The following is a 13,364-nucleotide window of genomic DNA, read 5'->3' as shown; positions in this document are numbered from 1 at the left end:
CCGGACCCACCCCGCCTTCGACAGATTCCTGCGACCTGCCTGCATTTCTGTAGAGTCGAGCCTTGCTCGGCTGCTGTTCGATCAATTCCCGAAATATTCGATTTCCATGGAGATTGATCCACATATGGCGTGGATCAACTGCCCACCGGCCACCGGCCACCGGCCACCGGCCACCGGCCAACTGTCGAAGGCGGGGCACTGTGGGTTTGCGGGGTGTGAGCCGCATGGATGCGGCGACCAAGCCCCCAGGGATGGGTTTACGGCGTCCCCGCAAACCCACAGTGCCCCGCCATCCCTCAGGAAGCCGCTTTGGCGTTTGACGTTGCCGTTGCTTGAAGCAGGTGCAGGGCTGCAAGCCCTGCCGATACCCTCACTCCGCCGGGCAGTAAGCCTTGATGGCGGCTTCAGCCAATCCCTTCTGCGCACTGCGCTGCTCCGGAGCCAACGGGGTATCGGCCTTGCCATCGCCATCGGTGTCCTGCATCACCTGGCCGCCACCGTCCAGCAGGGCCAGGTTGGCCCGGGCCGTGCTGCACTGCTCAGGCACCGGTGCGGCGGGGGTCTCGGCGCTGGCCGCAGCCTGTGGGCTGCGCGCCTGCGCACGGGTCTCGAATTTCCTGCCCGCCGGAGGGGTCTCCGAATACTGGGTCACGCCATTGGCGTCCTTCCATTTATAGACCGGGCCGGCCACGACGTTGGCACTGGCCAACAGCAGCAGGCATCCAAGGCAGGACAGGGCACGCATGGCAAACTCCACGGAATGGGCGTAGAACGCCGATTGCAGCATTGGCGCCGAGCACTGGCAAGTCGATTAAACTGGATTCCATGGACCCGATCACACCGCCGCCGCGTTCGCGCACGATTTACCTGCTGCCCAACCTGTTCACCACCGCCGGCCTGTTTGCCGGCTTCTACGCGATCATCGCCGCGGCCAACGGGGACTTCGTCAACGCCAGCATCGCCGTGTTCGTGGCGGCGGTGATGGATGGCCTGGACGGGCGCGTTGCGCGCCTGACCGGTACCAGCAGCGAATTCGGCGTGCAGTACGACTCGCTGGCCGACCTGGTCAGTTTCGGCATGGCCCCGGCGCTGGTGATGTACCACTGGTCGCTGTCGTGGCTGAAGTTCGATGACCCGCTGCTCGGCCGTGTCGGCTGGGCCGTCGCTTTCCTGTATGCCGCATGTGCCGCGCTGCGCCTGGCCCGCTTCAACACCCAGGTGGCGGTGGTCGACAAGCGCTGGTTTGTCGGCCTGGCCAGCCCGGCTGCGGCTGGCTTGATGATGTCCTTCGTCTGGGCCTTTGCCGATGGCAACCTGGGCTGGGATGGCAACCAGCTGCGCTACGTGGCGCTGGCGGTGACGATCATCGCTGCGCTGCTGATGGTCAGCCGCATCCGCTTCTGGAGCTTCAAGGGCGGTGCCGCCAAGGGCACCCGTTCCGACCGCGTGCCGTTCCTGGTGCTGGCACTGGTGCCGGTGGCGATCGCCATCGCGGTCATCGATCTGCCGCGTGTGCTGTTCGCAGTCGGCATCCTGTACGCCTTGTCCGGCCCGTTGATGTGGGCCGTGCAGCGCCTGCGCAAGAAGCCCGAGGCCGCGTGAGCCAGGACCTGCCCGTGCTGTGGTCACCGGCCCAGCAGGCCTGGCTGCAGGCCATGGGCTACACCGTCTACCACGACGGCCAGTTGGCCGCGGAATTGGATGCCGCGCTGCAGCTGAGTGTGGCCGAAGCCGAGACGGCTGCCGCGTCAGCGGCGGAGCAGGCGCGGGCACCTACTGCACCCGCGCGCGCGCCCCGGGCTGAAGCCACACCGGTTTCCCGACAGGAACGCCCGGCGCCGCCGCGTCGCGAGACTCCGGTCAGCGCACCGGATACCGCGCCGGCTCCTAGTCGTCCACTGCCGGGCGGCAATGCGCGGCAGCCGGTGGTGCGCCTGCCGGATCGCCTGCAGATTGCCCTGCTGCGTGCGTCCGGCTGCAACCCCAACGATCCGGCCACGCAGGCGCTGATGGACAGCTGGCCGCTGGACCAGCTGCGTCAGGACCCGGCCGCCAAGCGTGCGCTGTGGCCGCAGCTGCGTGCCCTGCGCAAGCGGGGCACGCCATGAGTGCGGTCAGCCTGCCCGGTCCGGTCAGCCTGCGCGCGCTGCGCGAAAGCGATCTCAACGCGGTGATGGCGATCGAAGTACGTGGCTATCCGTTCCCGTGGACCCGCGGCATCTTCGTCGACTGCCTGCGTGCGGGCTACCCGGGTCTGGCCATGGAGCGCGATGGCCAGTTGATCGGCTATGGCGTACTCAGCATCGCGGCCGACGAGGCCCATGTGCTGAACATCTGCATCGACCCGCTGACCCAGTCGCGTGGACTCGGACGCCAGCTGCTGCGCGCGCTGGTGCAGCTGGCCGGTGACCGCGGCGCGCAGCGTGTGTTCCTGGAGGTGCGTCCGTCCAACACGCCGGCGCTGGCGCTGTACCACAGCGAAGGCTTCAACGAGATCGGCCGCCGCCCGCGTTACTATCCGGCCGCACAGGGCCGCGAAGATGCGGTGGTGATGGCGATCGAACTGGTCGACGGCGACCTGCAGACGATGCCGCCGTTGTAAAGGAGCAGGGTTGCCGGCCAGCGGCCGGCATTACCGCTACGCCAGCCGCAAGGCCAGCATGCCACCGACGATGAGCGCCGCTGCCAGCCAGCGCGCGTGCGGAATCCGTTCGCGCAGCAGGAACACCGAGATCAGCAACGCGAACAGGATCGACGATTCGCGCAGCGCCGCGACCATCGCCACCGGTGCCTGGGTCATCGCCCACAACGCCATCGCGTAGGACGCCGTGGTGCCGACGCCACCGGCCAGGCCCAGTGGCCAATGCTGGCGTGTATAGACCAGCACCGCGCCACCGCGGGTGTACAGCGCCCACAGTGGCAGCGGAACGCCCGATAGCAGGAACAGCCACAGCGTGTAACTGAGTGCGCTGCCGGACTGGCGCGCGCCCTGCGCATCGACCAGGGTGTAGGTGGCGATCATCGCCGCGGTCAGCAGCGGCAGCCGCAGTTGGCCGCCGCGCGCACCCACTGCCATGCACAGGATGCCGGTGCTGACCAGCGCCACGCCCAGCCACGCCGCCAGTGGCAGCTTCTCGCCCAGCAGGGTGCCCGCCAGCGCGACCAGGATCGGCGCGCTGCCACGCATCAGCGGGTAGGCCAGGCTCATGTCGACCTGCTGGTAGCAGCGGGCGACCAGGCCGTAGTACGTCACCTGCAGCAGCACTGAAGCGGCCAGCCACGGCCAGCTGTGCGGGGCGGGGAATGGCAGGAATGGCAGGGCGGCTGCGGACAGCAGCGCGGCGCTGCCGGTGACCAGCACGGTGCCGAGGAATTTGTCCGGCCCGCGCTTGACGATCGCATTCCAGCTGGCATGCAGGGCCGCGGCCGCGAGGACCAGCAGGAAAATGGAAAGAGGCATCCAGCGATGATGCCATGCGGAAATGAAAACGCCGGGCATCGCCCGGCGTTTCCGATTCCGCTTCGGTGGGTGCCAACCTCTCCCGCAGTGGCAGGTGCCAACCTTGGTTGGCACGCACCAGAGTGCGGCGCTTACAGCTTCGCGCGCTGCTCGCGCAGGCCGGCCAGCTGAGTATTCCAGTCGGCCAGTCGCACGCGTTCCTGCTCGACCACGGCTGGCGGCACCTTGTCGGTGAACTTGGCCAGCTTGGTCTCGCTCTTTTCCTTTTCGGCTTCGACGCGGGCGATTTCCTTGTCCAGGCGCACGCGCTCGGCATCGAGATCGACCAGGCCTTCCAGCGGCACCAGCAGCTTCAGCTCGCCCACGATCGCGGCGGCGGCCGGCGGTGCGCTTTCGCCTTCGGCCAGCCACTGGATGCTGTCCAGCTTCAGCAGGAACGACAGCGAGGCGCTGAAACGTTCGATGCGCACGCGGTCCTGCTCCAGGCCAGCCTGCAGGCGCAGGGGCACCTGCTTGGACGGGGCCACGTTCAGTTCGCTGCGCACGCGACGCACCGCACTGATCACCGCCTTCAGCCATTCCACGTCGGCCTCGGCCTGGGCGAAATCACCGGCGAATTCGGTGGCGGTCGGGTACGGGCGCAGCGACAGCGTGGTTTCGGCCAGGCCCAGGCGCGGGGCCAGCTGCTGCCACAGCTGTTCGGTGATGAACGGCGTGAGCGGGTGCAGCAGGCGCAGCAGCGCTTCCAGCACGTACAACAGCGTGTGACGGGTGCTCTCGGCATCCGCTGCGTCGGCACCATTCAGGGCCGGCTTGCTCAGTTCCAGGAACCAGTCGCAGAACGCGTTCCATGCGAACTCGTACAGGCACTGCGCCAGCAGGTCGAAGCGGTAGGCGGCGAAATGGCCCTGCGCTTCGGCGGTGGTGGCGGCCAGGCGCGAGAGAATCCAGCGCTCGGCATCCGTACGCGGCTTGGGAACGCCGGTGAACGCCGCGCCTTCAGTGTTCATCAGCGCGAAGCGGCTGGCGTTCCACAGCTTGTTGCAGAAGTTCTTGTAGCCCTCGGCGCGGTTCATGTCGAACTTGATGTCGCGGCCGTGGGTGGCCAGCGCGGCGATGGTGAAGCGCAGCGCATCGGCACCGTGGGCAGCAATGCCGTCCGGGAATTCCTTGCGGGTGGCCTTCTCGATCTTTTCGACCATCTTCGGCTGCATCAGGCCGCCAGTGCGCTTGGCAACCAGGTCGTCGATGGTGATGCCATCGATGATGTCCAGCGGGTCGAGCACGTTGCCCTTGCTCTTGGACATCTTCTGGCCCTGGCCGTCGCGGATCAGGCCGGTGAAGTAGACGTCCTTGAACGGGATCTTCCCGACCAGGTTGTCGGTGGCCATGATCATGCGCGCCACCCAGAAGAAGATGATGTCGAAGCCGGTGATCAATACCGACGACGGCAGGTAGCGATCGAAGCCGCGCTCGGCCATGGCCTGCTCGTTCGGCCAGCCCAGGGTGGAGAACGGCCACAGCTGCGAGGAGAACCAGGTCTCCAGCACGTCGCTTTCCTGGTTCAGCACCACGTCGCTGGCCAGGTTGTGCTTTGCCCGCACTTCCTCTTCGCTGCGACCGACGTAGCAGCTGCCGGTGGCTTCGTCGAACCACGCCGGGATGCGGTGGCCCCACCACAGCTGGCGGCTGATGCACCAGTCCTGGATGTTGTTCATCCAGTGGCGGTAGGTGTTGATCCAGTTCGGCGGCACGAAGGAAATGCTTCCGTCCTCGACCAGTTCCAGGCCACGCTTGGCCAGGTCGTCCATCTTCACGAACCACTGGTCGGTCAGGTACGGCTCGATCACCTGGCCGGTACGGTCACCGCGCGGCACCTGCAGCTTGTGCGCCTTGGTCTCGACCAGGATGCCCAGGTCTTCCAGCTCGGCCAGCACGGCCTTGCGTGCTTCGTAGCGGTCCAGACCCTGGAAACGCTCCGGTGCATTTTCATTCAGCGCTGCCACCGGGGTGAACAGGTTGATCATCGGCAAGCTGTGGCGCACGCCCACTTCGTAGTCGTTGAAATCGTGCGCCGGGGTGACCTTGACCACGCCGGTGCCGAACGCGCGGTCCACGTAGTCATCGGCGATCACCGGCACGCGGCGGCCGGTCAGCGGCAGCACCACGCTCTTGCCGATCAGGTGCGCATAGCGCGCGTCTTCCGGGTGCACCATCACCGCGGTGTCGCCCAGCAGGGTTTCCGGGCGGGTGGTGGCGACGACCAGATAGTCGCGGGTTTCGCGCAGGGTTTCCACGCCGTCGGCGTCGCGCTCGATGTGCTCGTAGCTCAGGCCCTCATCCAGCGTGTAGGCGATCGACCACAGGAAGCCGTCTTCCTCGGCGCTCTCCACTTCCAGGTCGGAAATGGCGGTCTTCAGCACCGGGTCCCAGTTGACCAGGCGCTGGCCGCGGTAGATCAGGCCCTGTTCGTACCAGCGCACGAAGGCTTCGTTGACCGCAGCCGACGGTTGCGGGTCCATGGTGAAGGTGCTGCGCGACCAGTCGGCGGAGGTGCCAAGGCGGCGCATCTGGCGCTCGATGGTGTCGCCGGACTGCTGCTTCCACTCCCAGACCTTGCCGATGAAGCCTTCGCGACCCAGCGAATCGCGGGTCTCGCCCTTGCCTTCCAGCGCCAGGTTGCGGCTGACCACCATTTCGGTGGCGATGCCGGCATGATCGGTACCGACCTGCCACAGCGTGTCGTAGCCGCGCATGCGGTGGTAGCGCACCAGCGCATCCATCAGCGTCTGCTGGAAGGCGTGGCCCATGTGCAGGGTGCCGGTCACGTTCGGCGGCGGCAGCAGGATGGTGTACGGCTCGCCCGTGCCGGACGGCTTGAAGTGGCCAGCCTTCTCCCAGGCCTCGTAGAGGTCGGTCTCGAAGGACTTCGGGTCGTAGCTGGAGGCGAGTTGGGTCATGCGGGGGAACCAAGAGGTAATCGTTGAAGGATCAGGGCGCGGCAGCGGCCCATCAAGGGGGCCGGCGCGGCCTTACATGTCGTGCTTGTTCAGGTCGTAACCGGCGGTCTTGTACTGGCGCCAGCGTTCGCGCAGCGGTTCGCGCGCTTCCGGGTCGGCCGGCACCACTTCCAGCACGCGTTCGCACTGGCCGAGCCAGGGTTCGTCGCGCAGGTTGATCACCAGCGGCCGTACGGGCGCGTCACCGCCCGGCGGGGCGATCAGCACCAGCGCTTCTTCCTCGTCGACATCCTCACCCACGATCTGGTGCGGGATGTAGGCATCGTTGTCGAACGCCCACAGCAGCTCGTCCAGTTCCTCGGCCTGGGCCTGGTCACGGGCCAGTACCAGGGTGAACAGCCCGGCGTCGTTGGCCTTGCGCGCCAGCTCGCAGACCAGGCGCAGCGGCTCGGTCAGGAAACGGGGCTTGGCGATCAGGTAGAAGTCGGCGCGGGGCATGGCAGGGTCCGGGTCAGGCAGGGTTCCGGCGGTGCCGGAGGATGCCCCGGCCGGCAGGCGCCGGCCAGGGGCAGGTACGGCATCAGGCGCGAGCGACCTGGTCCAGCAGCCACTGGCTCAGCAGGCCGACCGGGCGGCCAGTGGCCATGCCACGCTTGCCTTCATCGCTGGCCACGCCGGCGATGTCCAGGTGGGCCCAGCGCTGGCCTTCGGCGAAGCGCGACAGGAAGCAGCCCGCGGTGATCGCGCCGGCCCAGCGGCCGCCGATGTTGTAGACGTCGGCGAAGCTTGAATCCAGCATCGGCTGGTACTCGTCCCACAGCGGCAGGCGCCAGGCGCGGTCGAACACGTGTTCGCCGGCGGCCAGCAGCTCGGTGGCCAGGTCGTCGTGCTTGCTCATCAGGCCGGCGGTCTGGTGGCCGAGGGCGACCATGCAGGCACCGGTCAGGGTGGCCACGTCGACCAGCGCGGCCGGCTCGAAGCGCTGCGCGTAGGTCAGCGCGTCGCACAGGATCAGGCGGCCTTCGGCGTCGGTATTGCCCACTTCGATGGTCTTGCCCGACATCGAGGTGATCACGTCGGACGGGCGGTAGGCGTTGCCGTCGATGGCGTTTTCCACCGCCGGCACCACCACTACCAGGTTCAGCGGCAGCTTGGCCTTGACCGCAGCAACGAAGGTGCCGATGACGTTGGCGCCACCGCACATGTCGTACTTCATCTCCTCGATGCCGCCCTGGGTCTTCAGGTTGACGCCACCGGTATCGAAGGTGATGCCCTTGCCGACCAGCACGTACGGCTTGGCGTCGCCGCCATTGGTCCACTTCAGCACGACCAGGCGCGGGCGGTTGGCCGAGCCACGGGCGACGGCCAGCAGCGAGCCCATGCCCAGCGCTTCCATCTGATGCTCGTCGAGGATCTCGGCTTCGGCACCTTCATGCTCGCCGGCGAACTTCACACCCACCTCGGCCAGGTAGGCCGGGGTGCAGTAGTTCGGCGGCAGGTTGCCCAGTTCGCGGGCGAACTCGACACCGGCGGCGATGGCCTGGCCCTGGGCCAGAGCCTGCGCGTCGTCACCGGCGATGGCCAGCTGGGCCAGGCCGGCGTCGTCGGCCTTCTTCTTGCCCAGCGTGGCGGTGTAGCGGTAGGCGGCGTGATCGGCGGCGATTACCGCCTGGCGGATCGCCCAGGCCGCGTCGCGGTCCTTCACCGTCACTTCGGACAGGGTGAACAGTGCGCTGCGGGCAGCACCGGCCTTCAGCGCGCGCACGGCATCGCCGACGGCCTTCAGGTACTGCGGCACGCCGAAACGGGCGACTTCGCCGAGGCCGACCACCAGCACGCGCGGGGCGGTCACGCCCGGCAGGTCGTGCAGCAGGGTGGTCGCGCCGGTCTTGCCGGACAGGTCGCCGCGCTGGGCGAGGGCGGCCAGGCGGCCACCACTGGCGGTGTCCAGGGCCTGTGCGGCCGCGGTCAGGGTATGGTCGGCATACGCGCCGACCACCAGGCAATCAACGGCGGCGGCGGCCGGAGCAACGTGGTTCAGGGTGAATTCGAGGGCCATTGAGCAGATTCCATTGGCGAGTCCGTACAATCGCAGGCCGTTTACGCCCAGACAGTAGACTGGGCGGCACCGCGAACGAACCCCAGAGTTTAAACCACCGCCCCATGCTGAAGCTCGACCGATACCTGCTGGGCGATTTCGTCCAGAGTTTCCTGGCTACCCTGATCGTCCTGCTGGTGGTCAGCGTGGGCGGCGTGCTGGTGGACATCCTCGGCAACATTGCCGACGGGCGCCTGCCGGCCAAGCTGCTGTTCTCGCAGCTGGGCCTGCAGTTCATCGCCTACCTGCCGCTGATCCTGCCGCTGGCGCTGATGCTGGGCCTGCTGCTGGCCATCGCCCGCCTGTACCGCGACTCGGAGATGGCGGTGATCACCGCCATTGGCGTCGGGCCCAAACGCCTGCTGCGGCCACTGCTGATGCTGGTGGTGCCGGTGGTGGCCCTGGTGGGCGCCTGCTCGCTGTGGCTGGGCCCGTGGGCCGGCCGGATGGCCGAGCAGATGATCATCGAGGCCAACCGCAGCGTGCTGATGGCGGGCCTGGAGCCGGGCCGCTTCACCCCGCTGCCCAATGGCGGCGTGGTTTACCTGTCCTCGATCTCGCCCGATGGCACCCAGCTGGGCAAGGTATTCCTTCAGCGGCAGAAGGACGACCGCCTGGAAGTGGTGTCCGCCAATGGTGGCCGCATGTTCTTCGAGGGCACCCGCCAGCGCTTCCTGGAGCTGGATGATGGCCACCAGGTGGAGGGGCCGGTGGCTGGCGCGCTGGATTACCGGCTGGCGACCTTCGCCCGCAACGACGTGGCCCTGCCCGATGGCGCGCAGACCCGCACCGAAGATGACCCCGAACTGATGCCGACCCTGAAGTTGATCGGCGATGAGCGTCCGCAGGCGCAGGCGCAGCTGCACCGCCGCCTGGCGCCGCCGCTGATCGCCCTGGCGTTCGCCCTGCTGACCGTGCCGCTGGGCCGCAGCTCGCCGCGCCAGCAGCGCTACGGCCGGATGATGCTGGCGCTGATGGCCTACATGGTCGGCACCAACCTGATGTTCATCGGCAGCGGCTGGATCGCCAACGGCAAGATTCCGCCCGCGCTCGGCCTGTGGTGGCTGACCCTGCCGCTGCTGGCGCTGGCGATCTGGATGTATGCACGTGATGGCCGTTTGGGCCGCTCCAAGGGAGCCCGCGCATGAGGCTGCGCCCGATGCGTTTCGACCTGTACCTGGGCCAGTCGGTGTTCACCACGGTGCTGCTGACCTGGGCCGTGCTGGTCGGCCTGGACGTGGTAATGGCCTTCTCCGGCGAGTTCAAGGACATCGGCAAGAACGGCTATACCCTGGGCCATGCCGCCGCGTGGGTGCTGTACACGGTGCCGCGCCGCGCCTACACGATGTTCCCCACCGCTGCGGTGATCGGCGCGCTGATGGGCCTGGGCCAGCTGGCCGCGACTTCGGAACTGACGGCGCTGCGCGCGCTGGGCCTGTCGCGCAAGCGGCTGAGCGTATCGGTGGCGATCGCGCTGTCGCTGCTGACCGCGGTGATGGTGCTCAGCGCCGAGACCCTGGGCCCCTGGGGCCAGGACCGCGCCGATGCGCTGAAGGCCAGCGCCAAGTGGGGGCGGGACATTTCCACCACCCGCTACTCGGGCCTGTGGGCACGCGAGGGCGATACCTTCCTCAATGCGCAGAGCGGCGAGGAGCAGCTGGTGGGTGACAAGGGCACGCGCCTGATCCTGCGTGATGTGCGCCTGTACCGTATCGCCGACGACGGCAAGATTGCCGCGTTGACCCATGCTGACACCGCCGAGCACGACAAGGACGGCTGGGTGCTGACCGGGGTCCGGCGCGACACCTTCGGCGAGCGCTCGGCGACCCGCCAGGAAATCGCGCGTGAACCGTGGAATTCGAAGCTGGATGCGGCCGCATTGGCCACCGGCATCGCCAAGCCGCGCAACCTCAGTGTGGCCGAGCTGAGCACCAGCATTGCCTACCGCCAGCGCAACGGGCTGGATGCGCGCGACTTCGAGGATGTGTACTGGAGCCGCTGGTTCTACCCGGTGAACGTGCTGGCGCTGTGCCTGGCCGCGGTGCCGTTCGCGTTCGGTTCGCTGCGCAGTGGCGGCATGGGCAAACGCCTGTTCCTGGGCATCCTGTTTGCACTGGGCTTCTGGCTGCTGCAGCTGTTCTTCGGTCGCATGGCCGGCGCGCTGAAGTTTGATTACCGCATTGCCTATGCGCTGCCGCCGATCGTGATGCTGGCGGTGTCCGGATTGCTGTTCCGGCGCAAGTCGGGCTGATTCTGGTAGCGCGGGGCCATGCCCGGCGCTACCGGGGCAATCCACCGCTTCGGCATCCGCGCCAGGACCACCAGCATCCCGGCCCAGCGTGCTGGATTCTTTAGAGCCGAGCCCATGCTCGGCTGCTTTTTGCGCACCGCCTGCCAGCCGAGCATGGGCTCGGCTCTACAGGTCGTGCATCACCGTTTCGGCATGCGCACCAGACGGGTGCCGCTGGCGCGGTCGTGCCAGGTCAGGCGTTCGCGGTCGACCCACACCCACCAGAATCCCAGGCCGCCCAGCAGCAGGGACAGCGTGCCCACGGCGAAACGCAGCCATAGCTGGCCGCGCCGCAATGGGGTGCCATCGCGCGATTGCAGTTTCAGCCGCCATGGCCGCATGCCCAGTGTCTGCCCGCCGCGGCGCCAGCTGGCCGTGGCGTACCACCCCGTGATCGCCCAGCACACCGCCCACAGCAGCCACTGCCAGGCACTGAACGGCGCGATGTTCTCGCGCTGCGCGTGGCCGCTGAAGGTGTAGGCGAGGGTGAACAGCGTGCCGGCCAGCATCCACAGCGCCAGCACCGGCAGCGCGTCGTAGACCATTGCCAGCACGCGCCAGGGCAGCAGCGCACGCGGGCGGGGCAATTCGGTAGCGGCCGCAGAGGCCGTGTCGGTGGCAGGGCGGGACATGCGCCGAGCATACGCAAAGCTGGCCGTGCCCGCAGTGGCCCTCGTATCCTGCACGCATGGCCCTTGTTTCCACCCCCGCCGAACGCCGCCAGCTGGTCCAGCAACTGCCCGAACTGCGCGCCGACGACAGCGTGCGCATCCAGCGCTTCCTCGATGCGATCTGGGCCGAGAACGGCCTGGCCCGCGCCACCCTCGACAGCTACCGGCGTGACCTGGAAGGGCTGGCGCGCTGGATGGATGGGCGCGACGGTGGCTTGGCCGGCATCGAGCGCCCGGGCTTGTTCGACTATCTGGCCTGGCGCACCCGGCATGGCTGGTCGCCGCGCAGCAATGCGCGGTTGCTGTCGGCGCTGCGGGCGTTCTTCGCCGATGGCGTGCGCCGCGGCGAACGCAGCGAGGACCCCAGCGCGCTGCTGGATCCGCCGAAGCTGCCACGGCTGCTGCCCAAGGCGCTGGCCGAAAGCCAGATCGATGCGCTGCTTGCGGCCCCGGACATCGACAGCCCGCTGGGCCTGCGCGATCGCGCCATGCTGGAACTGATGTATGCCGCCGGTCTACGCGTGAGCGAGCTGGTGCTGCTGCCGGCCACCGCGGTCAACCTGCGCCAGGGCGTGCTGCGGGTTACCGGCAAGGGCAGCAAGGAACGGCTGGTGCCGCTGGGTGAGGAATCGCAGCACTGGCTGGAGCGTTACCTGCAGCAGTCGCGCCCGCAGCTGGTCGGCAAGGGCAGAGTACAGGCCTTGGCCGATGGGCAGACCCCGTTGTTCATCGAGCCGACGCTGCATGCACTGACCCGGCAGGCGTTCTGGCACCTGGTCAAGCGCCACGCGCAGGTGGCCGGCATCGACCCGGTGCGGATCAGTCCGCATGGCCTGCGCCACAGCTTCGCCACCCACCTTCTCAACCGCGGCGCGGATCTGCGCGCGCTGCAGATGCTGCTCGGCCACAGTTCGCTGTCGACCACCCAGATCTACACCCTGGTTGCGCGCGAACACCTGCAGAAGCTGCACGCCCGGCATCATCCACGCGGCTGAGCGAGGGCCTGAACCCTGCCTTGCGCCGTGTGCGGCGTCGCGGCCCGGTCGCGGTGGCTGTGTCAGAATCCGGGGTCTTCTTCTGCCGCGGAACGCTCCATGCTCCGATTTGCCATCGCCGCCGTGTTCGGTGCGCTCAGCCTGACCGCCTGCGCCCAGCCGGCTCCGCCGGCCGCCAAGGCACCCGCCGCTGCTGCGGCCAAGGCCGGCCCGGCCGCCAACGCTTCGGCCGACCAGGCCGTGCGCGCCGCGCTGACCGCGCTCAATCCCGGCTTCCAGGTGGACTACATCGGTGCTGCACCGTTCCCCGGCTTCCGCGAGGTAGTCGTTTCCGGGCAGCTGCTGTATGTGTCCGATGATGGTCGCTACCTGTTCCAGTCGCAGCCCTACGACACCCGCGCCAAAGGCCCGGCCAACAGCGAAGGCCTGCTCGGCTACCGCCGTGACCTGCTGGCCAAGGCCAACCACGGCGACCGCATCGTGTTTGCCGCGCCGAACGCCAAGTACACCATCAGCGTGTTCACCGACATCGAGTGCGGTTACTGCCGCAAGCTGCACCAGGACATCGCCGAGCTCAACCGCAACGGCATCAGCGTCGAGTACCTGGCATTCCCGCGCATGGGCTTGGGCAGCAAGGATTACACCGACATGATCTCGGTCTGGTGTGCGGCGGATCGTCGCCAGGCGCTGACCAATGCCAAGCGCGGTGGCAGCGTGCCGGCCAAGAACTGCACCAACCCGGTGGCGATGCAGTACGCGCTGGGCCAGCAGCTGGGCGTGAATGGCACGCCGGCGATCTTCGCGCCGGATGGCACCCAGCTGGGCGGCTACCTGCCGCCGGCGCAGCTGCGCGCGGCGCTGGAAAAGCTGTCGGCCAAACGCTGACGCCG

13 protein-coding genes are annotated in these 13,364 nt (G+C 68.0%); 7 read left to right on the top strand and 6 right to left on the bottom strand.

The window, feature by feature from the left end; translation table 11 throughout:
* Positions 1 to 370 precede the first annotated feature (370 nt).
* The gene (locus N5J73_RS22385; RefSeq protein WP_029379706.1) at positions 371 to 745 is read right to left on the bottom strand and encodes a DUF4124 domain-containing protein; all 375 of its coding nucleotides are present in this window, start codon (positions 743 to 745) and stop codon (positions 371 to 373) included.
* Positions 746 to 825: 80 nt separating this feature from the next.
* Between N5J73_RS22385 and pssA the strand changes: the two genes are divergently transcribed.
* The 3 genes from pssA to rimI are packed head-to-tail and all read left to right on the top strand — an operon-like array spanning position 826 to position 2,602.
* The gene (pssA, locus tag N5J73_RS22380; protein ID WP_014035915.1) at positions 826 to 1,602 is read left to right on the top strand and encodes a CDP-diacylglycerol--serine O-phosphatidyltransferase; all 777 of its coding nucleotides are present in this window, start codon (positions 826 to 828) and stop codon (positions 1,600 to 1,602) included.
* A complete protein-coding gene (locus N5J73_RS22375; RefSeq protein WP_049447574.1) occupies positions 1,599 to 2,108 on the top strand; it encodes a hypothetical protein in 510 nt (169 codons plus the stop codon). Before pssA ends, N5J73_RS22375 begins: the two co-directional genes overlap by 4 nt.
* On the top strand, positions 2,105 to 2,602 hold the full coding sequence (rimI, locus tag N5J73_RS22370; protein WP_049447575.1) for a ribosomal protein S18-alanine N-acetyltransferase: 498 nt from the start codon (positions 2,105 to 2,107) through the stop codon (positions 2,600 to 2,602). The genes N5J73_RS22375 and rimI overlap by 4 nt, the downstream gene beginning before the upstream one ends.
* Positions 2,603 to 2,638: 36 nt before the next feature.
* Here rimI and N5J73_RS22365 read toward each other — a convergent pair whose 3' ends face one another.
* The 4 genes from N5J73_RS22365 to N5J73_RS22350 form a co-directional block, all read right to left on the bottom strand.
* Positions 2,639 to 3,460 (bottom strand): EamA family transporter, encoded by an 822-nt coding sequence (locus N5J73_RS22365; protein ID WP_049447576.1) that lies wholly within the window; start codon positions 3,458 to 3,460, stop codon positions 2,639 to 2,641.
* Positions 3,461 to 3,591: 131 nt separating this feature from the next.
* Positions 3,592 to 6,420 carry a valine--tRNA ligase gene (locus tag N5J73_RS22360; RefSeq protein ID WP_164078735.1) on the bottom strand — a complete coding sequence of 943 codons (2,829 nt, stop codon included), beginning with the start codon at positions 6,418 to 6,420 and terminating at the stop codon, positions 3,592 to 3,594.
* 72 nt (positions 6,421 to 6,492) lie between these two features.
* Positions 6,493 to 6,918, bottom strand: a complete 426-nt coding sequence (locus N5J73_RS22355; protein WP_049447578.1) for a DNA polymerase III subunit chi — start codon at positions 6,916 to 6,918, stop codon at positions 6,493 to 6,495.
* An 82-nt stretch (positions 6,919 to 7,000) separates the two neighbouring features.
* Positions 7,001 to 8,479: a leucyl aminopeptidase gene (locus N5J73_RS22350; protein ID WP_049447580.1), complete on the bottom strand. Its 1,479-nt coding sequence runs from the start codon at positions 8,477 to 8,479 to the stop codon at positions 7,001 to 7,003.
* A gap of 104 nt (positions 8,480 to 8,583) precedes the next feature.
* On the opposite strand from N5J73_RS22350, the gene lptF reads away from it, so the two are divergent.
* Both lptF and lptG read left to right on the top strand, forming a co-directional pair.
* Positions 8,584 to 9,666, top strand: a complete 1,083-nt coding sequence (gene lptF, locus N5J73_RS22345) for an LPS export ABC transporter permease LptF (protein ID WP_049447582.1) — start codon at positions 8,584 to 8,586, stop codon at positions 9,664 to 9,666.
* A complete protein-coding gene (gene lptG / locus N5J73_RS22340; RefSeq protein WP_049447583.1) occupies positions 9,663 to 10,769 on the top strand; it encodes an LPS export ABC transporter permease LptG in 1,107 nt (368 codons plus the stop codon). The genes lptF and lptG overlap by 4 nt, the downstream gene beginning before the upstream one ends.
* Before the next feature lie 179 nt (positions 10,770 to 10,948).
* Here the strand turns inward: lptG and N5J73_RS22335 are convergent, their stop codons facing one another.
* The gene (locus N5J73_RS22335) at positions 10,949 to 11,440 is read right to left on the bottom strand and encodes an RDD family protein (protein ID WP_049447584.1); all 492 of its coding nucleotides are present in this window, start codon (positions 11,438 to 11,440) and stop codon (positions 10,949 to 10,951) included.
* Between the two features lie 56 nt (positions 11,441 to 11,496).
* Between N5J73_RS22335 and xerD the strand changes: the two genes are divergently transcribed.
* Together xerD and N5J73_RS22325 are read left to right on the top strand one after the other, a co-directional pair.
* Positions 11,497 to 12,474, top strand: coding sequence for a site-specific tyrosine recombinase XerD (gene xerD, locus N5J73_RS22330; protein WP_049447585.1), 978 nt, complete (start codon positions 11,497 to 11,499; stop codon positions 12,472 to 12,474).
* A 99-nt stretch (positions 12,475 to 12,573) separates the two neighbouring features.
* A complete protein-coding gene (locus N5J73_RS22325) occupies positions 12,574 to 13,359 on the top strand; it encodes a DsbC family protein (RefSeq protein ID WP_049447586.1) in 786 nt (261 codons plus the stop codon).
* Positions 13,360 to 13,364: the final 5 nt, after the last annotated feature.

The organism is Stenotrophomonas sp. GD03654 (assembly GCF_029845105.1).
Classification (GTDB): domain Bacteria; phylum Pseudomonadota; class Gammaproteobacteria; order Xanthomonadales; family Xanthomonadaceae; genus Stenotrophomonas; species Stenotrophomonas africana.
The sequence above is the reverse complement of the archived record's forward strand: the minus strand, read 5'-3'. Positions and strand labels throughout refer to the sequence as shown.

Bases quoted from the DNA above. Each gene is read 5' to 3' on its own strand.
- N5J73_RS22385 (WP_029379706.1), bottom strand. From the start codon at position 745: ATGCGTGCCCTGTCCTGCCTTGGATGCCTGCTGCTGTTGGCCAGTGCC.
- pssA (WP_014035915.1), top strand. From the start codon at position 826: ATGGACCCGATCACACCGCCGCCGCGTTCGCGCACGATTTACCTGCTG.
- rimI (WP_049447575.1), top strand. From the start codon at position 2,105: ATGAGTGCGGTCAGCCTGCCCGGTCCGGTCAGCCTGCGCGCGCTGCGC.
- N5J73_RS22365 (WP_049447576.1), bottom strand. From the start codon at position 3,460: ATGCCTCTTTCCATTTTCCTGCTGGTCCTCGCGGCCGCGGCCCTGCAT.
- N5J73_RS22360 (WP_164078735.1), bottom strand. From the start codon at position 6,420: ATGACCCAACTCGCCTCCAGCTACGACCCGAAGTCCTTCGAGACCGAC.
- N5J73_RS22355 (WP_049447578.1), bottom strand. From the start codon at position 6,918: ATGCCCCGCGCCGACTTCTACCTGATCGCCAAGCCCCGTTTCCTGACC.
- N5J73_RS22350 (WP_049447580.1), bottom strand. From the start codon at position 8,479: ATGGCCCTCGAATTCACCCTGAACCACGTTGCTCCGGCCGCCGCCGCC.
- lptF (WP_049447582.1), top strand. From the start codon at position 8,584: ATGCTGAAGCTCGACCGATACCTGCTGGGCGATTTCGTCCAGAGTTTC.
- lptG (WP_049447583.1), top strand. From the start codon at position 9,663: ATGAGGCTGCGCCCGATGCGTTTCGACCTGTACCTGGGCCAGTCGGTG.
- N5J73_RS22335 (WP_049447584.1), bottom strand. From the start codon at position 11,440: ATGTCCCGCCCTGCCACCGACACGGCCTCTGCGGCCGCTACCGAATTG.
- xerD (WP_049447585.1), top strand. From the start codon at position 11,497: ATGGCCCTTGTTTCCACCCCCGCCGAACGCCGCCAGCTGGTCCAGCAA.
- N5J73_RS22325 (WP_049447586.1), top strand. From the start codon at position 12,574: ATGCTCCGATTTGCCATCGCCGCCGTGTTCGGTGCGCTCAGCCTGACC.